General features: G+C 55.1%; 21 protein-coding genes, 1 pseudogene and 1 riboswitch. Of the genes and pseudogenes, 7 read left to right on the forward strand and 15 right to left on the reverse strand.

Annotation, left to right across the window (positions count from 1 at the left end; all coding sequences use genetic code 11):
- Positions 1–138: 138 nt before the first annotated feature.
- Both metH and GJ746_RS01485 read left to right on the forward strand, forming a co-directional pair.
- Complete coding sequence (gene metH, locus GJ746_RS01480) at positions 139–3,822, forward strand: methionine synthase (protein WP_154678615.1); 3,684 nt, start codon at positions 139–141, stop codon at positions 3,820–3,822.
- Between the two features lie 184 nt (positions 3,823–4,006).
- On the forward strand, positions 4,007–5,638 hold the full coding sequence (locus GJ746_RS01485; RefSeq protein ID WP_154678616.1) for a Na/Pi cotransporter family protein: 1,632 nt from the start codon (positions 4,007–4,009) through the stop codon (positions 5,636–5,638).
- A 120-nt stretch (positions 5,639–5,758) separates the two neighbouring features.
- On the opposite strand, the gene pepE is transcribed toward GJ746_RS01485, so the two are convergent.
- Entirely contained in the window at positions 5,759–6,364 is a 606-nt protein-coding gene (gene pepE / locus GJ746_RS01490; protein WP_154682617.1) for a dipeptidase PepE, read from the reverse strand.
- A gap of 228 nt (positions 6,365–6,592) precedes the next feature.
- Here pepE and GJ746_RS01495 point away from each other — a divergent pair, with 228 nt between their 5' ends.
- Both GJ746_RS01495 and GJ746_RS25535 read left to right on the forward strand, forming a co-directional pair.
- Positions 6,593–6,886: a type II toxin-antitoxin system CcdA family antitoxin gene (locus GJ746_RS01495; protein WP_154678617.1), complete on the forward strand. Its 294-nt coding sequence runs from the start codon at positions 6,593–6,595 to the stop codon at positions 6,884–6,886.
- Positions 6,886–7,203 (forward strand): annotated as a pseudogene (locus tag GJ746_RS25535) (CcdB family protein). The gene GJ746_RS01495 and the pseudogene GJ746_RS25535 overlap by 1 nt, the downstream one beginning before the upstream one ends.
- Before the next feature lie 224 nt (positions 7,204–7,427).
- Here GJ746_RS25535 and GJ746_RS01505 read toward each other — a convergent pair.
- The 8 genes from GJ746_RS01505 to GJ746_RS01540 all read right to left on the reverse strand — a co-directional run bounded on the left by GJ746_RS01505 (position 7,428) and on the right by GJ746_RS01540 (position 14,121).
- A complete protein-coding gene (locus GJ746_RS01505) occupies positions 7,428–8,237 on the reverse strand; it encodes a shikimate 5-dehydrogenase (RefSeq protein WP_154678618.1) in 810 nt (269 codons plus the stop codon).
- A complete protein-coding gene (sorE, locus tag GJ746_RS01510) occupies positions 8,230–9,462 on the reverse strand; it encodes an L-sorbose 1-phosphate reductase (protein ID WP_154678619.1) in 1,233 nt (410 codons plus the stop codon). Before sorE ends, GJ746_RS01505 begins: the two co-directional genes overlap by 8 nt.
- A gap of 97 nt (positions 9,463–9,559) precedes the next feature.
- A complete protein-coding gene (locus GJ746_RS01515; RefSeq protein ID WP_105889496.1) occupies positions 9,560–10,384 on the reverse strand; it encodes a PTS system mannose/fructose/sorbose family transporter subunit IID in 825 nt (274 codons plus the stop codon).
- An 11-nt stretch (positions 10,385–10,395) separates the two neighbouring features.
- Positions 10,396–11,193: a PTS mannose/fructose/sorbose transporter subunit IIC gene (locus tag GJ746_RS01520; protein ID WP_154678620.1), complete on the reverse strand. Its 798-nt coding sequence runs from the start codon at positions 11,191–11,193 to the stop codon at positions 10,396–10,398.
- A 188-nt stretch (positions 11,194–11,381) separates the two neighbouring features.
- On the reverse strand, positions 11,382–11,876 hold the full coding sequence (locus GJ746_RS01525) for a mannose/fructose/sorbose PTS transporter subunit IIB (RefSeq protein WP_154678621.1): 495 nt from the start codon (positions 11,874–11,876) through the stop codon (positions 11,382–11,384).
- Positions 11,876–12,283, reverse strand: coding sequence for a mannose/fructose/sorbose PTS transporter subunit IIA (locus GJ746_RS01530; protein WP_154678622.1), 408 nt, complete (start codon positions 12,281–12,283; stop codon positions 11,876–11,878). Before GJ746_RS01530 ends, GJ746_RS01525 begins: the two co-directional genes overlap by 1 nt.
- Positions 12,284–12,292: 9 nt before the next feature.
- Entirely contained in the window at positions 12,293–13,096 is an 804-nt protein-coding gene (locus GJ746_RS01535) for an SDR family oxidoreductase (RefSeq protein WP_154678623.1), read from the reverse strand.
- A 71-nt stretch (positions 13,097–13,167) separates the two neighbouring features.
- Entirely contained in the window at positions 13,168–14,121 is a 954-nt protein-coding gene (locus tag GJ746_RS01540) for a sugar-binding transcriptional regulator (RefSeq protein ID WP_154678624.1), read from the reverse strand.
- A gap of 468 nt (positions 14,122–14,589) precedes the next feature.
- On the opposite strand from GJ746_RS01540, the gene rluF reads away from it, so the two are divergent.
- The gene (rluF, locus tag GJ746_RS01545) at positions 14,590–15,462 is read left to right on the forward strand and encodes a 23S rRNA pseudouridine(2604) synthase RluF (protein WP_154678625.1); all 873 of its coding nucleotides are present in this window, start codon (positions 14,590–14,592) and stop codon (positions 15,460–15,462) included.
- Here the strand turns inward: rluF and GJ746_RS01550 are convergent.
- The 3 genes from GJ746_RS01550 to lysC form a co-directional block, all read right to left on the reverse strand.
- Positions 15,459–15,731, reverse strand: a complete 273-nt coding sequence (locus tag GJ746_RS01550) for a DUF3811 domain-containing protein (RefSeq protein WP_154678626.1) — start codon at positions 15,729–15,731, stop codon at positions 15,459–15,461. The genes rluF and GJ746_RS01550 overlap by 4 nt on opposite strands.
- 190 nt (positions 15,732–15,921) lie before the next feature.
- On the reverse strand, positions 15,922–16,866 hold the full coding sequence (gene panS, locus GJ746_RS01555; RefSeq protein ID WP_154678627.1) for a ketopantoate/pantoate/pantothenate transporter PanS: 945 nt from the start codon (positions 16,864–16,866) through the stop codon (positions 15,922–15,924).
- A gap of 130 nt (positions 16,867–16,996) precedes the next feature.
- Complete coding sequence (gene lysC / locus GJ746_RS01560; protein ID WP_154678628.1) at positions 16,997–18,346, reverse strand: lysine-sensitive aspartokinase 3; 1,350 nt, start codon at positions 18,344–18,346, stop codon at positions 16,997–16,999.
- 179 nt (positions 18,347–18,525) lie between these two features.
- Positions 18,526–18,759, reverse strand: a riboswitch (Lysine riboswitch).
- Between the two features lie 352 nt (positions 18,760–19,111).
- Between lysC and pgi the strand changes: the two genes are divergently transcribed.
- Complete coding sequence (gene pgi / locus GJ746_RS01565; protein WP_154678629.1) at positions 19,112–20,761, forward strand: glucose-6-phosphate isomerase; 1,650 nt, start codon at positions 19,112–19,114, stop codon at positions 20,759–20,761.
- 45 nt (positions 20,762–20,806) lie between these two features.
- On the opposite strand, the gene GJ746_RS01570 is transcribed toward pgi, so the two are convergent.
- Together GJ746_RS01570 and GJ746_RS01575 are read right to left on the reverse strand one after the other, a co-directional pair.
- The gene (locus tag GJ746_RS01570) at positions 20,807–21,262 is read right to left on the reverse strand and encodes an acyltransferase (protein WP_154678630.1); all 456 of its coding nucleotides are present in this window, start codon (positions 21,260–21,262) and stop codon (positions 20,807–20,809) included.
- 8 nt (positions 21,263–21,270) lie between these two features.
- Entirely contained in the window at positions 21,271–21,780 is a 510-nt protein-coding gene (locus GJ746_RS01575; RefSeq protein ID WP_154678631.1) for a GNAT family N-acetyltransferase, read from the reverse strand.
- Positions 21,781–21,924: 144 nt separating this feature from the next.
- Between GJ746_RS01575 and psiE the strand changes: the two genes are divergently transcribed.
- Positions 21,925–22,335 (forward strand): phosphate-starvation-inducible protein PsiE, encoded by a 411-nt coding sequence (gene psiE, locus GJ746_RS01580; RefSeq protein ID WP_154678632.1) that lies wholly within the window; start codon positions 21,925–21,927, stop codon positions 22,333–22,335.
- Between the two features lie 316 nt (positions 22,336–22,651).
- Here psiE and malG read toward each other — a convergent pair whose 3' ends face one another.
- Positions 22,652–23,542, reverse strand: a complete 891-nt coding sequence (malG, locus tag GJ746_RS01585) for a maltose ABC transporter permease MalG (protein WP_004109572.1) — start codon at positions 23,540–23,542, stop codon at positions 22,652–22,654.
- Between the last annotated feature and the right edge of the window lie 9 nt (positions 23,543–23,551).

A 23,551-nucleotide genomic window follows, 5' to 3' on the forward strand; every position in this document is an offset into this window, starting at 1 on the left:
ATCACTACCAGACTCATCGGATGAGTGAAGCTGAACATGTCTCATCTTGCCCGCTGTTCTCTTTTCCACCCTTCAGGTTTATGCGAGTATGCTTTGTTGGCCTTTTTTCGGTCTGGTTGAGCGTTGTCGGGAGCGAGTGTGAGCAGCAAAGTTGAGCAACTGCATCAGCAGTTAAAAGAACGTATTCTGGTTCTGGATGGGGGCATGGGCACCATGATCCAGAGCTATCGTCTGAGTGAGCAGGACTTCCGCGGCGAACGCTTTGCCGACTGGCCGTGCGACCTGAAGGGCAACAACGACCTGCTGGTTCTCAGCAAGCCTGAAGTGATAAGCGCTATCCACGATGCCTATTTTGCGGCCGGGGCGGATATCATTGAAACCAACACCTTTAACTCGACGACTATCGCGATGGCGGATTACCAGATGGAATCCCTGTCGGCGGAAATCAATTTTGCGGCGGCGAAACTGGCCCGCGCCAGCGCTGATGCCTGGATCGCCCGTACGCCGGAAAAACCGCGCTACGTGGCAGGCGTACTCGGCCCCACTAACCGCACTGCGTCTATTTCCCCGGACGTCAACGACCCGGCCTTTCGCAACATCACTTTCGACGGGCTGGTGGAAGCCTATCGTGAATCCACCAAAGCGCTGGTGGAAGGCGGAGCGGACCTGATCCTGATTGAGACGGTATTTGATACTCTCAACGCCAAAGCAGCGATCTTTGCGGTCAAAGAGGAGTTTGAAGCGCTGGGAGTGGATCTGCCGATTATGATTTCCGGCACTATCACCGACGCCTCCGGACGCACGCTTTCCGGCCAGACCACCGAAGCCTTTTATAACTCCTTGCGCCACGCCGATGCGCTAACATTTGGCCTTAACTGCGCGTTAGGGCCCGACGAGCTGCGCCAGTACGTACAGGAGCTGTCGCGCATCGCCGAATGTTACGTCACCGCCCACCCGAACGCTGGTCTGCCGAACGCCTTTGGTGAATACGATCTGGACGCCGACACGATGGCGGCGCAGATTCGCGAATGGGCTGAGGCCGGCTTCCTGAATATCGTTGGCGGCTGCTGCGGTACCACGCCGGAACATATCGCCGCCATGAGCCGCGCGGTGGCCGGTCTGCCGCCGCGCCGGCTGCCGGACATCCCCGTCGCCTGCCGTCTTTCCGGCCTTGAGCCACTGAATATCGGCGATGACAGCCTGTTTGTGAACGTTGGCGAACGCACCAACGTTACCGGCTCGGCGAAATTTAAGCGCCTGATTAAAGAAGAAAAATATAACGAAGCGCTGGATGTGGCGCGTCAGCAGGTGGAAAGCGGCGCGCAGATTATCGATATCAATATGGATGAGGGGATGCTCGACGCCGAAGCGGCGATGACGCGCTTCCTCAACCTGATTGCCGGTGAGCCGGATATCGCCCGCGTGCCGATTATGATCGACTCCTCGAAATGGGAGGTTATCGAAAAGGGGCTGAAGTGCATTCAGGGTAAAGGCATCGTTAACTCCATCTCGATGAAAGAGGGCGTTGAGCCATTTATCCATCATGCGAAAAAGGTGCGCCGCTACGGTGCCGCCGTGGTGGTGATGGCCTTCGACGAAGTGGGCCAGGCCGATACCCGTGAACGTAAAATTGAAATTTGCCGTCGGGCGTACAAAATTCTCACCGAAGAAGTGGGCTTCCCACCGGAAGACATTATCTTTGACCCGAATATTTTCGCCGTGGCGACCGGCATTGAAGAGCACAACAACTACGCCCAGGATTTTATCGGCGCCTGTGAAGATATCAAACGCGAGCTGCCGCACGCGCTGATTTCCGGCGGCGTCTCTAACGTGTCGTTCTCATTCCGCGGTAATGACCCGGTGCGCGAGGCGATCCACGCGGTATTCCTCTACTACGCCATCCGTAACGGCATGGATATGGGGATCGTCAACGCCGGCCAGCTGGCGATTTACGACGATCTTCCTGCCGAGCTGCGCGACGCGGTTGAAGATGTGATTCTCAACCGCCGCGATGACGGCACCGAACGCCTGCTCGACCTGGCGGAGAAATACCGGGGCAGTAAAACCGACGATACCGCCAACGCCCAGCAGGCGGAATGGCGCAGCTGGGATGTCAAAAAACGCCTCGAATATTCGCTGGTTAAGGGTATTACCGAATTTATCGAACTGGATACCGAAGAAGCCCGCCAGCAGGCCGCGCGTCCAATTGAGGTCATCGAAGGCCCGCTGATGGACGGTATGAACGTGGTCGGCGACCTGTTCGGCGAAGGGAAAATGTTCCTGCCGCAGGTGGTGAAATCCGCCCGCGTAATGAAGCAGGCGGTGGCCTACCTCGAACCCTATATTGAGGCCAGCAAAGAGAAAGGTTCCAGCAACGGCAAGATGGTCATCGCCACCGTGAAGGGTGACGTTCACGATATCGGCAAGAATATTGTCGGCGTCGTGCTGCAGTGTAATAACTATGAAATCGTCGATCTCGGCGTGATGGTACCTGCGGATAAAATCCTGAAAACCGCCCGCGAAGTGAACGCTGACCTGATTGGGCTTTCCGGGTTAATCACTCCGTCGCTGGATGAAATGGTCAACGTGGCGAAGGAGATGGAGCGTCAGGGCTTTACTATTCCGCTGCTGATCGGCGGCGCAACCACCTCGAAAGCGCATACGGCGGTTAAAATCGAGCAGAACTACAGCGGCCCGACGGTCTACGTGCAGAACGCCTCGCGTACAGTAGGCGTGGTGGCTGCATTGCTCTCCGATACTCAGCGTGATGATTTTGTCGCCCGCACCCGCAAAGAGTATGAAACCGTGCGTATCCAGCACGGGCGCAAAAAACCGCGTACCCCGCCGGTAACGCTGGAGGCCGCGCGCGATAACGATCTGGCTTTTGACTGGGCAAGCTATACGCCGCCGGTGGCCCATCGTCTGGGCGTACAGGAAGTGGAAGCCAGTATCGAAACCCTGCGTAACTACATTGACTGGACGCCGTTCTTTATGACCTGGTCGCTGGCCGGGAAATATCCGCGGATCCTTGAAGACGAAGTGGTCGGCGTTGAGGCGCAGCGTCTGTTCAAAGATGCTAACGATCTGCTGGATAAGCTGAGCGCAGAGAAAGCGCTTAATCCACGCGGCGTGGTGGGGCTGTTCCCGGCCAACCGCGTCGGCGATGACATAGAAATCTATCGCGATGAAACCCGCACTCACGTGCTGACGGTGGGGCATCATCTGCGCCAGCAGACCGAGAAAGTCGGCTTTGCCAACTACTGCCTGGCGGATTTTGTCGCGCCGAAGCTGTCGGGGAAGGCGGACTATATCGGCGCCTTTGCGGTGACCGGCGGCCTTGAGGAGGATGCGCTGGCCGATGCCTGGGAGGCGCAGCACGATGACTACAACAAGATTATGGTGAAGGCGATTGCCGACCGTCTGGCGGAAGCCTTCGCCGAGTATCTGCATGAGCGAGTGCGTAAGGTTTACTGGGGCTACGCGGCGAACGAAAACCTCAGTAACGAAGAGCTGATCCGCGAAAATTATCAAGGGATTCGCCCGGCTCCGGGGTATCCGGCATGTCCGGAACATACCGAAAAGGCGACTATCTGGGAACTGCTGGAGGTGGAAAAACACACCGGCATGAAGCTGACAGAATCCTTTGCTATGTGGCCCGGCGCCTCGGTTTCCGGCTGGTACTTCAGCCATCCGGACAGCAAGTACTTTGCGGTAGCGCAAATTCAGCGCGATCAGGTGGAGGACTACGCGTTACGAAAAGGAATGAGCGTGGCGGAAGTAGAGCGCTGGCTGGCGCCGAACCTCGGTTACGATGCCGACTGATACACCAACCGTTATCTTTCCTTACAACTAACAGGGCGCTCAATGAGCGCCCTGTCTCTTTATTGAGCGTAAACCCTTATACTTAAGAGCTTGAGATCGTTATGGGCCGGATAAGCGAAACGCCATCCTGCTTGTAACGGTTTATGAGTTCGGGAACGAATAAATATAAGGAGAAGCTGATTCCGTGTTAACTCTGCTACACCTGTTGTCCGCCGTCGCTCTGCTGGTGTGGGGCACCCATATCGTCCGTACCGGGGTGATGCGCGTTTACGGCGCCCGTCTGCGCAGCGTACTGAGCAGCAGCGTAGAGAAAAAACCGCTCGCCTTCTGCGCGGGTATCGGCGTCACCGCGCTGGTCCAGAGCAGCAACGCCACCACCATGCTGGTTACCTCTTTTGTCGCTCAGGATCTGGTGGCGCTGGCTCCTGCGCTGGTGATGGTGCTGGGTGCCGATGTGGGGACTGCGCTGATGGCGAGGGTGCTGACCTTCGATCTGTCATGGCTTTCACCGCTGCTGATTTTTATTGGCGTGATTTTCTTTCTCGGGCGCAAGCAGACGCGCGCGGGTCAACTCGGGCGCGTGGGCATTGGCCTGGGATTGATTCTGCTGGCGCTGGAGCTGATCGTACAGGCGGTACATCCCATTACCCAGGCCAACGGTGTGCAGGTAATTTTTGCCTCGCTGACCGGCGATATTATGCTGGATGCGCTGATCGGTGCGGTGTTTGCCATCATCAGCTATTCAAGCCTGGCGGCGGTGCTGCTGACCGCTACGTTAACCGCGACCGGCGTGATTTCCTTTCCGGTGGCGCTATGTCTGGTGATTGGCGCTAACCTCGGTTCCGGACTGCTGGCGATGCTAAACAACAGCGGCGCCAATGCCGCCGCGCGTCGCGTTGCGCTCGGCAGCCTGCTGTTTAAGCTGGTGGGAAGCCTGATTATCCTGCCGTTTGTCCATCTGTTGGCAAACGTCATGGATGATCTCCCACTGCAAAAATCTGAGCTGGTTATCTATTTCCATGTCTTCTACAACCTGATTCGTTGTATCGCCATGGTGCCGTTCGCAGGACCGATGGCGAACCTCTGTAGGCGTCTGATTCGCGACGAACCGGAGCTGGATGCACGACTAAAACCGAAGCATCTGGATACCTCGGCGCTGGATACGCCCACGCTGGCGTTAGCCAATGCCGCTCGCGAAACTCTGCGTATCGGCGATGCGATGGAGCAGATGCTGAAAAGCCTGCATAAGGTGATGCACGGCGAGCCGCGTGAGGAGAAAGAGCTGCGGCGGATGGCGGACGATATCAACGTTTTGTATACCGCGATCAAGCTCTATCTGGCGCGGATGCCGAAAGAGGAGCTGGCGGAAGAGGAGTCCCGCCGCTGGGCGGAGATTATCGAAATGGCGCTTAACCTGGAGCAGGCTTCGGATATTGTCGAAAGAATGGGTAGTGAAATCGCCGATAAATCTCTGGCCGCGCGTCGCGCGTTCTCCATGGAAGGGTTAAAAGAGCTGGATGCGCTCTACGATCAACTGCTCAGCAACCTCCAGCTGGCGATGTCGGTTTTTTTCTCCGGCGATGTGCCGAGCGCCCGCCGCCTGCGCCGCAGCAAGCATCGTTTTCGCATTATGAACCGCCGCTACTCGCACGCGCACGTTGACCGCCTGCATCAGCAAAACGTGCAGAGTATCGAAACCAGTACGCTGCACCTGGCGCTGCTGGGCGATATGAAGCGTCTGAACTCGCTGTTCTGCTCGGTGGCCTATAGCGTGATGGAGCAGCCGGATGAAGACGATGTGCGCGATGATTACTGAGCGCTGACGCCGCCTTACATTCCCGGCTCGCGCTGCGCTTAGCCGGGCTACAGTTACCGCGGTCTGTGGGATGGTAGCCCGGACAGGTGCGCAGCACCGCCTCCGGGACCAGGTCGGGGGTCAGAAACGATGCCCTGCGTTAAGGGTTACCGCTTCCTCTCCGGCTCTGAAAACCAGAGTCGGATTTGGCCCACCCAGGGTAGCGTGGCCCTGGGTCACCTGAATCCAGTTGCCTTCCGGCAGGGCGTTGGTGAAATGCGGGTTAATTTGCAGCGGGAACAGCCCCAGCGCATCAAAGCCCTGAGGGTCGACAATCGGCATATCGTTAGTGGTGCGGATGGTAGGGCAAGCAAGGTTAGCTCCCGCGCTCCAGCCGACGTACAGCGCGCCGCGCTTCACCACATCCACTATCGGCGCCAGCAGGCCGCGCTCGCGGCACTCTTTCAGCAACTGGAAAGTATTGCCGCCGCCAACGATAACTATCTCTGCGTTTTCAATCGCCGATACCGGGTCAGCCACGCTGTGAATACCGGTGACCGCCACGCCCATTGGGCCGAAGACGGCGGCGGTTTTCGCGGTGTAATCGTCCCAGGTTTGCGTCACCCCGGCGAAAGGAATAAATACCGCAGAACGACGACCGTTTAGCTGCCCGGTAATCGTCGGTAGCGCATGTTCCAGCCAGGCTTTGCCCGGTAGCGTTGAGTTACTCAATAGCAGCAGTTCCATCATTTCTCCATTTGGCCAGATGATTCGTCGGTTGAGAATGTTAGCACAGCTTATCATTCTGCTGGCTAACGTGGCTCACGCTAAAACGAGCTTAACGCGGGAGCTAAGCTGCCAGCGATTCACTAAATTAATCTGGAAAGTGCCTCGCAGACTGACTCTACCGGGCGTGACAGGTAAGCGGGAACCGCTTAGTTTTACGTTGATGGTCCACAGGCAAAGGAATAGAAAATGCTCGTTTATTACGCTAATCTGAGGCATATCATGCGCATTACCATGGGGGCTATCATGCGCAATACGTCGAACGTTAAAAAATCAGTCAATGTCTCGCTTTCGCCTGAAATCCTGGAAGAGGCTCGTAAACTTAAAATCAATATTTCGGCGGTTTTAACCGAAGCTTTACTTGAGAAGTTTCGTGAACACCAGCGTGAAGAGTGGTTGCGGGATAATAAGAAATCGATCGATGCGATTAACCAATGGGTAGAAGAAAACGGTTCGTTTAGTGATTTTCAAAGGCCATTCTGATGGAACAATATTGTGCCTATGAGAATGTGGGAAGCGGTAAAAATGTTTTCCCTTATTTAATAAATCTACAGCATCCAGTCGCTAATGTACTGAAACATATGCTTGTTGCTCCTGTAATTGAACAAAGCTAACTGCCAGATGCCCAGCCTCCGTCCAAAATTTGTCCCGTGATCAATATTGCAGGCCAATCATATGTCGTTATGACGCACATGCTGGTGGGTTTGCCGCAGAAAGAGCTTGGCAAACGTATTGCTGATTTGACGGCGGACAGGGCTGCGCTTCGTGATGCGATCGGTTTTATGATTAATGGCTATTAGCTGCTGTGGCCAGGACATGCGCTTAATTGTCCCCGGATATAACTCCCGGTGGCTACGCTGACCGGGCTACAGGCCCGTGCGGTCTGAGGTTTGGTAGCCCGGACAGGTGCACAGCACCGCCTCCGGGGCATTCCACGGATAGTTTACTGAGCGTTCACCCTCACTCCAGCCCTCTCCCTTAAAAAGGGAGAGGGCGCACATTGTACCTGAGTTTGGGCGGCTACTTACCCTCTGGCAAAGGCAGCGGCTTCGGCGACCAGCGCATCGTCAGGGCGTACGCCGGTGTAAAGCGCAAACTGTTCCACGGCCTGTAAGGCAATGACTTCCGCGCCGCTGATCACCTGCTTGTCCAGCCGCTGCGCCAGCTTGATAAGCGGGGTTTGCGGCGGCAGAGCGACCATGTCAAACACCACGCTGGCCCGTTCCACCATCGTCGGGCTAAAGGCCAGGGTTTCGCTTTCCGCGCCGCCCGCCATACCGAGCGGGGTGACGTTAACCAGAATATCCACCGGGATCCCCTCCGGCTTTGGCTGCCATTGAAAGCCATACTGCTTCGCCAGCGCCAGACCATTATCACGGTTACGGGCGGCGATAATCACGTCGCGGAAACCCGCATCGCGAAAGGCGGCGATCGTTGCTTTACCCATCCCGCCGCTGCCCCGAATCATCACTTTGGCGGAGGAATTGAGTTGGTTACTGTCAATCAGGCTTTTCACCGCGATGTAGTCCGTGTTCAGTCCGGTCAGCCTGCCGTCGTCGTTGACGATAGTATTAACCGAGTCGATCACCTTCGCCGAAGGGTCGATAGCGTCGAGAAATGGCATGCAGCTCTCTTTAAACGGCATCGATACCGCACAGCCGCGAATACCTAACGCGCGCACGCCTTTGACCGCTGCTTCAATATCCCTGGTCGTAAAGGCCTTATAGATGTAGTTCAGTCCCAGTTTTTCATACAGATAGTTATGAAAGCGGGTGCCGAAGTTGCCTGGGCGACCGGCCAGCGACATGCACAGCTGCGTATCGCGATCAATCATGAGCAATATCCTCCGCGTGGGCCAGCAGGTACTCTTCCGCCTCTTTTGACCAGATACCGCGGTGACGCTCCATAATAGCCGCCAGCTGCGGGTCGCTAATTTCGCCAAGCGGCGTGAGCGGGAAATTTTTCCCGGTGTAGACCAGCTTTTTACCGCCGCCCACCGCCGGTAAATCCAGGGTGGTGTCGCCCGCCGCGTTAAGCCCCAGGATATGGGTCACCACTTTGGCGGTCTGGACTTTTTTCGCCTGCATCAGCGCTACGGCGGCGCGCATATCGTCGGTATTACCGCCGGAGGTGCCGACGTAGTGGGTGAAAGCGTAATGTACATCGTAAAAATTGATCGGCGCGCTGAACTGCTTATCCTGCGGTCCGGCGAAGAAGTTCAGGCAGCCGTCTGCGGCCAGCAGCGACGAAGCCATGGTGATGAGCTGTTCATTAGGGACGAAGACGAAGATATCGTCAAAACCGTGGCCGCCGGTGAGCGCCATCAGCGTTTCGCGGCTGGCATCATGACCATCAAGATAATGAATCAGGGTTTGCGGCTCGGAGGGATAGTGCTGACGCGCATAGCTGAGCTTTGGCTTATTGGTATCGGTAACCACCAGCAGCGCCGGGTTGATTGGGCCATGCAGCGCGTAGTCGATCGCCAGAAGCCCCATCGGACCGGTGCCGCCGAGGATCAGGGTACGCCCCCGCGGACGAATGCCCATCACATGGTTATAGCTGCCTTCCTGCAGATGATAGTTGGCGTTGAACGCGCCAATCACGCAGGAGAGCGGCTCCACCAGCGAGCCTTCAAACCAGGTATCGCCCTCCCAGGAGAGCAGACAATCCTGCTCCATCACCTCATTAGGGATCACCACGTGAGTCGCTTCGCCGCCGATCCATGGAAAGGAATAGCCGGGGCAGTCCGGGCGATCCGGCAGCTGGAGGTTGGCCTGAATCACATAGCGCTGGCCGGCGTGAAACTTGTGCTGCCATTTTTTGCCGACGGCGATAATTTCCCCGCAGAACTCATGGCCGATGATGATCGGGTTGGTCGCCACATCGTCAGGCACTTTTTTATGATCTTCCCCCTGATTCGCCTCTTTCCACGAGGAGAGACACAGGCTGTCGGTGACTACCCGGGCGAGGATTTCATCATCCTGCATCGCCGGGAGTTCGAAGGTTTCCAGGCGCAGGTCGCGTTTGCCGTACAGGCGCAGGGCTGTTGTTGTTTGCATGTTTACCACCTCATCCTCTTCATCTTTCGCATTACGGCTGCGAAATCTTTTGGGTCTAACTTGTTGAAGTAGCCCCGGCATCGCCGGAGCGGAATAATCAGGACAGGAAGCCCAGCGCGTTACCGATAATCCCCAAACCGAACAGGGCGAAAATCAGCCATACCGGGTTCACTTTCTTATTAAGCAGGCGCACCATTAGCAGCGTCAGACCCAGGGCCAGCAGGCCGGGGCAGAGCTGATCGAGGATGTTCTGCACGGTCATGGTGACGGTCGAGCCATCGGCGCCCGGCGTTTGCGAAACCACCAGCGGCACGTTGATGGTGGTCCACTTGGTGACCAGCACGCCCATCACAAACAGGCCGAGAATGGAGGCCCCTTCGGTCAGTTTTTGCAGCAGGTTGCCGCCCATATCGCTGACGATATTGACCCCTTTACGAAAGCCCAGCTGCAGCCCGTACCACTTCATGGCCAGACGTACTGCATTGAAAATAAAGAAGAACAGCAGCGGGCCAAGAATGTTGCCAGAGAGCGCCAGCGATGCGCCGAGGGCGGCGGTGATCGGCCGCAGCGTGCCCCATACCAGCGGGTCGCCAACCCCGGCCAGCGGCCCCATCAGGCCTACTTTGATGCCGTTGATTGCGCCGTCGTCGATAGCTGCGCCGTTAGCTCGCGCTTCCTCCATCGCCACCGTCACCCCAATCACCGGGCCGCAGACCGCCGGGGTAGTGTTAAAGAACACCAGATGGCGCTTCAGCGCGGCGACCTGATCCTCCTTCAGCGGGTAGAGGCGCTTGATGGCCGGGATCATGTCGTAGCAGAAACCAAGTCCGTGGATTCGCTCGAAGTTAAATGACGCCTGCTGCAGGTTGGATCGCAGAAACATGCTCACCAGGTCGCCTTGGGTAATTTTTCTCTGTTCCATATAGAGCTCCATCAGTCGTCAAGCTGGTCAAGGGCGGTGGAAGAGGCGGCGGCGGCCTGCGGTTCGGGTTTACGCCACTGCGGATTAAGCTGGATATAAATCAGCGCGATGATGACCCCCACGCCGCCGAAAGCCAGCAGGCTAAAGTCGAGATAGCCGCCCGCGAGGAAGCCGAGGAAGAAGAAAGGCATCAGATACTTCACGCCCATCATGCGTAGCACCATGGCGTAGCCGACCACCACGATAAAACCGCCGGCGATTTGCAGACCTCGGGTGACGAATTCCGGGATGGCGTTAAGCATATTGCTGACCATATCGGCGCTGACGAACAGCGATACCACCAGCGCGGGAATAGCGACACGTAGCGCCTGAACGCCCAGCGCTGACACGTGCAGCAGATCGATGGTTCTGAAGCGTGCCTCTTCCGCTGCTTTATCCGCTGCGTGCTGGAACACCACGGTAATGGTGCGGGCGAACACGGTGAGCACCTGGCCCGCGGCGGCGACCGGCAGCGCGATCGCAATCCCGGTGGCGATACTTTGCTGGCCGACAATCACCAGGATGGCCGAAATAATGCTGGCCAGCGCCGAGTCCGGAGACTGCGCCGCGCCGACGTTCATCCAGCCCAGCGCAATCAGTTCCAGGGTACCGCCGAGCATAATCCCGGTTTTTAAATCGCCAAGAATTAAGCCAATGACGGTACAGGCGATTAATGGGCGGTGGGTCTGGAATTCATCCAGCACGCTGCCCATCCCGGCAATACAGGAAAAAATAAATATGGCTATTATTTGTAGGGTACTAATTTCCATAATTTGTCACCTTGAGGGTATAAGAGTCCCTGCCTGTTACGGCATTTACATGATGTCCTTCAGGCGGCCTCTTTGTTGGCTGCATTCTCTCGCCCCAGTCACATAGTTATCTATGCTCCTGGCGACTTGCTCATTTGCCGCCGCGATGCATCCAGAATGACAGTGTGTAATAAAACAGGCGCGATTTATTATTCTGTAACGGACTGCTCAGCTATTTTATCGAGAATATTAACCGACGGGTCCGAAGCCACGACGCGTAAATCAAGCTTAACGCCCAGATTATCTAATTGCTGAAAGGCATGAATATCCGCTTCGTCTAATGACACCGCTTTGGTTAATTGTTTTTTACCCGGTCGCCAGGCCATGCCGCCAATATTCAGGGTGGCTATTTTTACGCCTTGCTGAACCATGGTTAATACATCCTGCGGGTTAGTGAATAAATAAAAAACCGTTTCGTCTTTATATTGTGGGTTATGATATACGGCGACGGCTTTTTCGATATTCACCACATTAACCTTCATCCCCGGAGGCGCGGCCTGGCGCAGTAACGTGCGGCGAACTTCGTCGTTATAAACATCGTCATTACAGATGATAATTCGCTGGGCGTTGGCCACTTTTGACCACACGGTGGTGACCTGACCATGAATTAAACGGTCATCGATACGGGCGAGTGTAATGTTCATCAGAAATCCTCCTCAACGGTTTCCGGCTGCCGCCATGTGACGCAGCACTGGCTGGCGATGGTTTCCAGGTGTTGGCAGAGTTCGTCAGCGTTCATAGTTTGCTGGTTATCCACCAGTTCCAGAGCCAACGGTAGCGACAGGCCGCTGATGACCCGAAGCTGTGGGTTGCTCATCGCCAGCCCGGCGGCGGCGTTCCACGGGCTGCCGCATTGTAAATCGACGGCAATAAGCCATTGCTCATTACTGTGAGTACTTACTAACTTATCTATTTTTGTGGCGATATCACCCGCGTTCTCGCCGGGGATAAATTCCACGGCGCTGACGTTGACATCGCCGTAGACCATGCGCACCGAGTCGAGCATGGCGCAGGCCAGCTGGCCGTGAGCGCAGAAGATGACGTTAACCATTTTTCCTCCTTAGCCGCGCGTTTTGCCGCCCGCAATGTTAGTGGTTACTCCGGTGATATAGCTGGCGCGCTCTGAGAGCAGATAGCAAATGAAATCAGCAACTTCAGAGAGGCGCCCCGAGCGACCAATCGGAATCGAATTTTTGCTATAGCCCTCGCGCAGCTGCTCGACGGTAATATTGCGGGTCCAGGCCAGCGCCTCTTCGTATTCCGGCGTACGCAGCCCGGTTTTTTCCAGAATGCCGGGTGCAACGCCTACGACGCGGATGCCGTGTTTGCCCAGCTCTTTCGACCAGGAGCGAGTAAAGCTATTCAGCGCGGCTTTGGTTGCGGCATAGCAGCTCTGGCCTTCGGAGCCTTCCAGTCCGCTTTCCGACGAGACGTTAACGATCACGCCATCGCGCTGTTTGACCATCTGGCGGGCCACCGCCTGCGACATCAGGAATACGCCTTTCTGGTTGATATTGACCATTTTTTCGAATGCCGATTCATTTAATTCATAACGACCGGCCGGCGCTTTCTCATCGACGAGTAAACGCGGGAAGTTAACCCCCGCATTATTTACCAGACCATCAATGCGGCCAAAACGTTGAATAATACTGTCGACGGTTTTATTCACTTCGCTGGCACTGGAAATATCGGTCGGCCAGAAAGTATAATTTTCTCCCTCCTGATGCTTATCACCGCCATGAATATCGCTCATCTGCACATTTGCGCCCTGAGCTAATAATTCATCGACAATGGCCAGACCAATTCCTGATGCGCCACCGGTAACAATAATAATTTTGTCTTTTAGATTTAACCACGTTTCCATTATCGACTCCTGTTTTCTCTGGATAAAGGGATCCCCCGCAGCAGCGCTGCGTGAAATCATATTCTTGAAATTTACTTCAGTAGCGACTCGGCAGTTTCTCTGTCGGTCACCAGGCAGTTAATATAATTTCCGTTTAATGCGCCAAGAATACCGGAGTATTTTTCCTCGCCCATCGCGATACCTACGGAATAACGTGCTTGCTTAAGTTTCGCCATCTCAATAGAGAGCGTTTTTTCGCTCATGGCGGTCTCAACCATCGCGCCGTCAATATTGTAAAAACGCGAGCAGATATCACCGGCCACGTGACGAGCGTTGAGGTCGTCACTCTCTTCGCTGCCGTAAAACGCGTGCCAGTTAGCGCCGTCGCGAATCGCCGGAGAACCAATCCCTACCAGTGCGACGTCGAGGTTATCCCAGTAGGAGGCAATGGTTTTAAAGTGTTGCGATTGCATAATGCCGTTGCGAATTAGTGTGTTATCCAGCAGCGCTGGAAAGTCGGCGAGATGCGATTCCACTTTTAATTTTGCCGCGGCGCTATAGGTCAGCGTATTCACGTGGTAGCGGCTCTCCAGTTTGCCGGAGGGGCCGCCGATAATTGGCACGCAGATAACCTGACGGGACTGGCTGGCCTGCGGCAGATTCTCCACCAGCGCCCGTACCGCGCGGCCCCAGGAGAAGCCGACAATATCACCTGGCTCCAGCAGCCTGTCGACCAGCTGGGCGCCATGCTGGCCGATGAAATTGAGCTGCTCCTCTTCGATTAGCGAGTCGCAGGTGACCACCACCGCCTCTTTAAGGCCAAATTTTTGTTTTAGCTGCTGCTCAAGCCACAGGTTCTCGTTGTAGTCATAGTTGATGGCGATAGTGACGATGCCCTGCTCGCGGCCGCGTTTCAGTAACCGGCTGATGGTAGTACGATAAATTCCCAGCTCGCGAGCAATCTGTGCCTGAGTCATATCCTGCTCATAGTAGAGCTGGGCGATTTTCACGATTAGACGAATATCATCGCTATTTTCAATCGTCATCTTCGACCCCCTGCACATTTGTGCAAATCAGTTATTTGCCGTCATGATCTGATATAACCCTATCAAGCTCCCTGTTCAAAGAAATTTTCATCTATTTCATGTCGGAATACTGGCGATTTCTGTTGCACATTTGCTGTGCCAATAGGTGGTTTACGGCACGTTTGTGCAGGTGGTTCTAAGGGGCTGATTCTGCTTTATTTCGCCGGGCAAAGTTGCCGGGATTGCAAAGGTACACTTTTGTGTTGAAAGACGCTCTGGATCACACTTAGCGTCAGTCAGCGAGCGCGCGATTATTTTTTATCGCCCGCAAGGTAGGGTATATTTCGCGTTTTAAACATAAAAGCATTCAAGTTTTATCAAGGCGGCAAGAGAGCGGGCGGCCCGGCGCATAGAAAGTTATGCGACTGGGATAAGTGCGCGTAGCCAACGCAGAGACAACTTGAAGGATGAAGTGTTTCAGGAGACGTTATGCTGCCCGACTCATCAACCCGACTTAACAAATACATCAGCGAGAGCGGAATTTGCTCGCGCCGTGAAGCCGATCGCTTTATCGAACAAGGCAACGTTTTTATCAACGGCAAGCGAGCCACCATCGGTGACCAGGTCAAAGCTGGCGACGTGGTAAAGGTTAATGGCCGGCTGATTGAGCCGCGTGAAGCGGATGATTTAGTTCTGATTGCGCTGAATAAACCGGTTGGTATTGTCAGCACTACCGAAGATGGCGAGCGCGACAACATCGTTGATTTCGTCAACCATAGCAAACGCGTTTTCCCGATTGGGCGTCTGGATAAAGACTCCCAGGGGCTGATCTTTCTCACCAACCATGGCGATCTGGTTAACAAGATCCTGCGCGCCGGTAACGATCACGAAAAAGAGTATCTGGTCACGGTTGATAAGCCGGTGACCGATGAGTTTATCCGCGGCATGGGGGCGGGCGTACCGATTCTTGGCACGGTGACGAAGAAGTGCAAAGTCAAAAAAGAAGCGCCGTTTGTGTTTCGCATCACCCTGGTACAGGGGCTGAATCGCCAGATCCGCCGTATGTGCGAGCACTTTGGCTATGAAGTCACGAAGCTTGAACGTACGCGGATTATGAACGTCAGCCTGACCGGGATCCCGCTGGGAGAATGGCGCGATCTGACCGATGATGAGCTGATCGATCTCTTCAAACTCATTGAAAACTCTTCTTCAGAAGCGAAACCGAAGGCAAAAGCGAAGCCGAAAACGACCGGTATTAAGCGCCCGGTAGTGGCAATGGAAAAAACCAGCGAGAAGTCTTCCCGTCCGGCATCAAACGGCAAGCGCTTCACTGCGCCAGGGCGCAAAAAGAAAGGGCGTTAACGTCTGCCGCGCGTCGGCGTGTTCGCCGACCAGGAAAACGAGGCCTCTGCATCCGGTTTATAAGCCTGCTTTTTCTTTAACTGGCGGGCTTTTTTAGCTTCGGCTTCACGCTGGGCCATCAGCTTATCGATGTACTCTTTTTTAACGCTGTTGGTTTCGGCGTTAGTCAGCGGACGACCATGGGCGATGCGCGCGCGGTCGAGCAGGGTTTTGAGCTCGCGCTGTTCGCGCTCGGTCATCTCTTTTTGGGTGATGCGGGGGAGTGCCATAGTGGTGCCCTCAGTTAGCCTGTGGCTTCAGTGTACGGTATTGGGATGGGAGTCTTACAGCAATTTCATCACCCGGCAAAATCCCGGAGGCGGTGCTTTGCACCTGACCGGGCTACCAGACCGCAAGCGGCTGTGGACCTGTAGCCCGGTCAGCGCAGCGCCACCGGGAGATTTTGATCAAGGTTACGTTTTATCTGCTCTTTTTTCCTGCCTTACGCGATTCATCCGCAATCGGCTTCCCTGACCAGTAGCCGGCCAGCAGCGAGCCGGACAGATTGTGCCAGACCGAGAACAGGGCTCCAGGCAGCGCGGCCAGCGGGCCAAAGTAGATTTTCCCCAGCGCGGCGGCAAGCCCTGAGTTCTGCATGCCAACTTCAATCGCTAATGTGCGGCAGGTGGATTCGTCAAAGCCAAACAGTCGGCCGCCCCAGTAGCCACCGAGCAGGCCGATGGTGTTGTGCAGGATGACCGCGATAATCACCACAAAGCCTACCGAGGCAATATGCGATGCGGAACCGGCCACCACGGCGCAGATAATCGCCAGGATGCAGACCATCGAAAAAGCCGGCAGGAAAGGCTCCACCGCCTTGACCACTTTCGGCAGCAGATGGTGCACTATCAGCCCCAGCGCAATCGGGATAACCACGATTTGCAGAATACTGAGCAGCATTCCCATCACATCCACCTGAATATGCGCATCGACGTACAGGCGCGTCAGCAGCGGCGTCGCCACCACGCCGACCAGCGTGGAAACCGACGAGATGGTGACCGACAATGCCACGTCGCCTTTAGCCAGGTAGATCATCACGTTGGACGCCGTTCCGCTGGCGACGCTGCCGACCAGCACCATCCCGGCGGAAAGCTCGGGCGGCATCTGAAAAATCAGCGCCAGCAGCCATGCGGCGAGCGGCATCACCAGATAATGCAGAAAAATTCCTGCGGCTACTGGCGCAGGGCGGGAGAGGACGCGTTTAAAGTCATCTATTTTCAGATGCACGCCCATACCGAACATAATCAGCATCAGCAGAGTCGGGACCCACGGGCCAACGGGAGTGAAAGTGGATGGTGTGTAATACGCGATAACTGAGAGCAGCAGCGCCCATAATGGGAACAGCCGCGTAAGCGTGGCGAGCATATTGTTTTCCTTGCGATTGATGCACCATACCCTGAAGGGCCGGGTAATGGTGAATTTGTTGTGTTGATGTTGTTATAAAAAAGCCGGGTTCGAGCCCGGCTATAGGTATTGTTTATCGTGCTAAGAGATTTTATTCAAATAAATTATGGTGCAGCTTCTGCACAACTTTTTCGGCATCCGCGCCAGGAACCAGGAAGCACAGATTGTGGCTGGATGCGCCGTAGCAAATCATACGAATATTAAACGGCTCCAGCACGCCGAACACTTCTTTACCGACACCGCACGCCTTCGACAGCTCGTTACCAATGATGGCAACCAGCGCCAGATCCTCTTCGACCTCAACGCGACACAGAGAAGAAAGCTCGGTCAGCAGCGCCTGGGTGAGCAGGGTATCGCCAGACGACGTTGAACCGGTGGTATCCATGGTCAGAGCCACGCTTACTTCCGAGGTGGTGATCAGATCAACCGAGATACTGTGACGCGCCAGAATGCTGAATACTTCGGCCAGAAAACCGCGCGAGTGCAGCATATTCAGGCTATGCAGGGTGAGCAGGGTCTGCCTGCGGCGCAGCGCCAGCGCGCGGAACAGCGGCGGGTTTTCGGTATTTTTGCACACCAGCGTACCGCCAGCCTTCGGCTCTTTGCTGGAGCCGACGAATACCGGAATATCGCTACGCACGGCGGGAAGCAGAGTTGCCGGATGCAGGACTTTCGCGCCAAAGGTCGCCATTTCCGCCGCTTCTTCAAAAGCGATAACGTCAATGCGTTTGGCCGCCGGCGCGACGCGCGGGTCAGTAGTATAGATACCCGGAACATCGGTCCAGATATCGACACGGCTGGCGTTTAACGCCTCGCCCAGCAATGCGGCAGTGTAGTCGCTTCCGCCGCGGCCAAGCGTGGTGGTGCGGCCTTTGGCTTCGCTGCCAATAAAGCCCTGGGTGATCACTATACCTTCCGCAAGACGCGGGGCCAGCTGCTGCTGGGTTAATTCCGCTAACGCGGCGATATCCGGCTCTGCGCGGCCAAAGCGATCGTTGGTGCGCATAATTTTGCGTACATCAAACCATTGGGCGGGGATACCGCGCTCGCGCAGGATCTCGACAAAAAGCAGGGTAGACATGAGCTCGCCATGGCTGACCAGTTCGTCGGTTAACGCGGTTGAACTGGCAAGAGAGGCGGCTTCCGCCAGAGTAGTGATGTTTTCCAGCAGGCGCTCAATTTCATCGCGGATAACGTTCGGGTAGCGCAAACGCTCCAGAATATTGAACTGGATCTGACGCATGGCATCGAGCTTTGCGAAACGTTCACCGGGTTCCAGCCCTTCCGCTAACGCGACCAGAAGGTTGGTCACACCCGCTGAGGCGGAAAGCACCACTACGCGGGTATTGGCATCCAGCAGCGCGACGTCTACGCTGCGGTTCATGGCATCAAAATCGGCAACGCTGGTACCGCCGAACTTGGCTACAACTAAGTCTGTCATAACAACCTCGTGTCAGGGGCCTGACTTATTAAAACGATTCCTGACAACCAATCCTGGTGAGGCTGGACGCATCCGGATTGCAACAAAATGTCTTAATAAGCCAGGCCAAATTATTCAGCCATGGCACAAGGGAAGAGCGAAAAACAGGGTGGGCGCAGAGCGATAAACAAACTACGATGTCACCCAGAAGTGCTCCACCTTGTAAACCCGCTTGCCGATGCCGGGCATCAACTGGCGAGTATAAAACGCCCGACTGCGAACGTTTCTGGTGACAACCCAGGGGATTCAGCCCCTGTGGCCGGTGATGAGCGTAACCAGACGCTTATTCACCTCGGCGTTGCTCCCCCTCACGTATCTTCCCCGGACTGGCTCCTCCAATACGGTTACCTGGGCAACGCACCTCTTCTGGCAATTACCGACGTCTTTCACTTTGCCTGGGGGACGCGGGACATTTTACCCCCCTGCAATACCCTTTCGCTGTAGCGTGAAATGCGCGATCCATACATACCTGCGTCCGTGCAGGTAATGCCGTTATATAAAGGCTTCGGACGAAGTATGTCAACGTCAGGGTTATGCGGATTTTTCATGCGCGAGTCGCTGACAGAAAAAAGGCTTATGATGGCTATACTATCAGGGGAGTTTTACCTCAAATCGGCCCAATTCCTGACGCGTATCATCGGCATAACACAAAAATCATCACAATTTTTCGTCACCGGCGCTACAATCGACCGCAGTCACAATTCTCAAATCAGAAGAGTATTGCTAATGAAAAACATCAACCCAACGCAGACCTCTGCCTGGAAGGCATTACAGAAGCACTTTGATGAAATGAAAGACGTTACTATTGCGGATCTGTTCGCGAAAGATAGCGATCGTTTCTCTAAATTCTCCGCCACGTTCGACGATCTGATGCTGGTGGATTTCTCCAAAAACCGCATCACCGAAGAGACGCTGGCTAAGCTGCAGGAGCTGGCCAAAGAGACCTGCCTGGCAGACGCCATTAAATCCATGTTCTCCGGCGAGAAGATTAACCGTACAGAAGACCGTGCGGTGCTGCACGTTGCGCTGCGTAACCGCAGCAATACTCCGATTCTGGTTGATGGTAAAGATGTAATGCCGGAAGTGAACGCGGTACTCGAGAAGATGAAAACCTTCTCTGAGGCCATTATCTCCGGCAGCTGGAAAGGCTACACCGGTAAAGCGATTACCGACGTCGTGAACATCGGTATCGGCGGCTCCGATCTTGGCCCGTTCATGGTGACCGAAGCGCTGCGCCCGTACAAAAACCACCTCAATATGCACTTTGTGTCTAACGTCGATGGCACCCACATCGCCGAAGTGCTGAAGAACGTGAACCCGGAAACCACGCTGTTCCTGGTGGCATCCAAAACCTTTACCACCCAGGAAACCATGACCAACGCCCACAGCGCGCGCGACTGGTTCCTGAAAACCGCTGGCGACAACAAGCACGTAGCGAAACACTTCGCGGCGCTGTCCACCAACGGCAAAGCGGTAGGTGAATTCGGTATTGATACCGCCAATATGTTTGAGTTCTGGGACTGGGTTGGCGGCCGTTACTCTCTGTGGTCCGCCATCGGTCTGTCCATCATCCTGTCCGTTGGCTTCGACAACTTCGTTGAGCTGCTTTCCGGCGCGCACGCGATGGACAAACACTTCTCCACTACGCCGGCTGAGAAAAACCTGCCGGTGCTGCTGGCGCTGATCGGTATCTGGTACAACAACTTTTTCGGCGCTGAAACCGAAGCGATTCTGCCGTACGACCAGTATATGCACCGTTTTGCCGCCTACTTCCAGCAGGGCAACATGGAATCTAACGGTAAGTACGTTGACCGTAACGGCAACGCCGTGGATTACCAGACGGGCCCAATCATCTGGGGCGAGCCGGGCACCAACGGTCAGCACGCGTTCTATCAGCTGATTCACCAGGGTACCAAAATGGTTCCTTGCGACTTTATCGCGCCGGCGATCACCCACAATCCGCTGTCCGACCACCATCCGAAGCTGCTGTCTAACTTCTTTGCGCAGACTGAAGCGCTGGCGTTTGGTAAATCCCGTGAAGTGGTTGAGCAGGAATATCGCGATCAGGGTAAAGATCCGGCGACCCTGGAGCACGTGGTGCCGTTCAAAGTGTTTGAAGGCAACCGTCCGACCAACTCAATCCTGCTGCGTGAAATCACCCCGTTCAGCCTGGGCGCGCTAATTGCCCTGTATGAACATAAGATTTTCACCCAGGGCGCTATCCTCAACATCTTCACCTTCGATCAGTGGGGCGTAGAGCTGGGCAAACAGCTGGCAAACCGCATCCTGCCGGAGCTGAAAGATGGTTCCGAAGTGAGCAGTCACGATAGCTCCACTAATGGCCTGATTAACCGCTATAAATCCTGGCGCGCATAATCGCTAAAACGTTCGCAATGCCGGCCCATATGGCCGGCATTTTTGTTATAGCCGCCGCAGCAGCTTTGCCGGGTTCCCGGCCCACACGCCTTTCTCGGTAATCGACTTTGTTACCACGCTGCCCGCGCCAATCACCACGCCATCGCAGATGCTGACCGCCAGAATGGTTGCGCCGCTGCCGATGGACACATCGTTGCCAATCACTATTCTTCCCCAGCTCTCGCGGTCGGCATTGGGCTTGCCATCGCGGAACATATCGTTGGCGAACATTACGCCGTGGCCGATAAAGCAGCGTTCGCCGATAGTGACGTACTCGCAGATAAAGGTATGTGACTGAATTTTGCTGTCGCTGCCGATGCGGGTATTACCCTGAATTTCAACGAACGGTCCGACGAAGACGTTATCGTCAAGCGTACAGTCGTAGAGATTAGCGGGCTGATAAATGACCACGTTTTCGCCGCTGGTGACGTTGCGAATAGCGGTTTCACGAAGGGTATGCATGCTGCCTCTCAGATCTGTTTGGCCAGAATATGTAATGTGCTTTGTTGGGTAGCTGAATGAAATACAACATCTTTCACGTGCTGCATCCCCTGGCGTGCATAAAAACGACGGGCGCTGGTATTGTCGGCGAGAACTTCCAGCCATAGCCAGCTTTCACCAGCATCTTTTGCCCGCGTTTCGACGGCGTTAAAAACCTGCTCGCCGTAGCGGTGCCCCGTTGCGTCAGGCAGCAGATAGAGCTTGTGTAGTAGCGTCCCGGACGGACCGTGGGGATGAATATTCTGGCCACAGGCGTATTTAGCAAAACCGACAGGCTGCGAGGCTTCAGCAATCAACCAGCAGCATTGTGGATCGGCCAGGCTGTGCTCCAGTGAGGTCACGGAATACTCTTGTTGCAGATAGCGTTCCATTTCATCGGCGTTATGCCAGAGGTGTGCAAAATGGTGGCGATAGCTGGTATTGCCCATTTCGTTGAGTAAAGCCGCATCTTCCGGTCGAGTGGTGCGGATTTTCAGCATGGTCGTTTCCTTTTTAACCCGCCAGTCTGGCAAATGATTGTTACATCTCCGTCGACGGTGGCAAAAAGTTAACGAATAATATCGATCTGGATCACAGTTTTGCGTTATACAGGTCACAAAGAATCATAATTATGAGGTGTATCTATGCCGTCAGTTTATCGTCCATTGGTGAGCTTTATTGCTACCGCTATGCAAACCGTGTTGAATCTTGGCCTGCTGTGCCTCGGGGTCATTCTGATCGTTTTTCTCGGAAAAGAGACGCTGCATCTGGCGCATGTCTTGTTTACCCCTGAGCCAGTCAGTAAGTACAAGCTGGTGGAAGGTCTGGTGGTCTACTTCCTCTATTTTGAGTTTATCGCATTGATTGTGAAGTACTTTGAATCGGGTTTTCACTTTCCGCTGCGCTACTTTGTTTATATCGGTATTACCGCTATCGTACGTCTGATTATCATCGATCATGAGTCGCCGATGGCGGTGCTGATTTATTCGGCCGCGATCCTGATTCTGGTGATTACGCTCTGGTTGTGTAATTCCAACCGCCTGAAACGCGAATAAAAAAAAGCGGCCTCCAGGGCCGCTGACCAACAGTCACAAATAGAATTTATGCAGGGTCCAGTTGAGGATATACACATCATCCTTCAAGCTGCCTCTTTGTTGGCTGCACTCAGAAACCCCAGTCACATAGTTATCTATGCTCCTGGGGATTTCTTCCCTTGCCGCCTCGATGCATCTCGAATGATTTTGTGAATAGCAGTGGCATTTGCCTTACTTTTTCAGCTGAGGGCGACGGCGGTAATGCCCGGTTGGGGTCGCGCATTACCATTAAACCGTCATCCCTCCTCTGAAATTTGGGGCGGGTGTTACAAAAAACTTAACCTTTCACTCCACCTGCGGTCAGGCCGTTAACCAACCAGCGCTGGGCCAGCAGGAATACGACGGTAATCGGAATGGCGGAGAGCACCGCCGCAGCGGCAAAGTCGCCCCACAGATAGTTCTGCGGGTTGAGATACTGTTGCATACCGACCGCAAGGGTATAACTGTTCACATCGCGCAGCAGCAGAGAGGCTACCGGTACTTCGGTAATCGCGGCGATGAAAGACAGAATAAACACTACCGCCAGAATCGGTACCGACAGCGGGAGCAGCACCAGGCGGAAAGCCTGCCATGGGGTGGCGCCGTCCAGCGCCGCCGCTTCTTCCAGTGAGCCGTCGATAGTTTCGAAGTAACCTTTGATTGTCCAGACGTGCAGCGCGATACCACCCATATAGGCGAAGATCACCCCGCCGTGGGTATTCAGGCCGACGAACGGCACGTACTGGCCGAGACGGTCAAACAACGCGTACAGCGCGACCAGCGACAGAACCGCAGGGAACATCTGGAAAATCAGCATCCCTTTCAGCAGCGTAGCTTTGCCCGGGAAGCGCATGCGGGCAAAAGCGTAAGCGCAGGTAGTAGAGAGCGCGACGATGCCAATGGCGGTAATGCCAGCCACCTTGATGGAGTTCCACAGCCACAGCAGGACCGGGAAGGGGGGCGGCGTGACGCGACCGTCAGCGTGTTCAACGCTGAAGCCTAACGCCAGCCGCCAGTGCTCCCAGGAGATACTTTCGGGAATCAGGCTACCGGTGGCGAAGTTCCCTTCGCGCAGCGAGATAGCGATGACCATCAGCAGCGGGAACATAATCGCCGCGATAAAAATCAGCAGCAGGAGATGCGTCGTGAGCAGGCGCAGCTTCTGAGATTTGGGTTGAACCATAGCCATAATCGTTAT

The sequence above is a fragment of the Klebsiella oxytoca genome (genome assembly GCF_009707385.1).
GTDB lineage: Bacteria > Pseudomonadota > Gammaproteobacteria > Enterobacterales > Enterobacteriaceae > Klebsiella > Klebsiella oxytoca_C.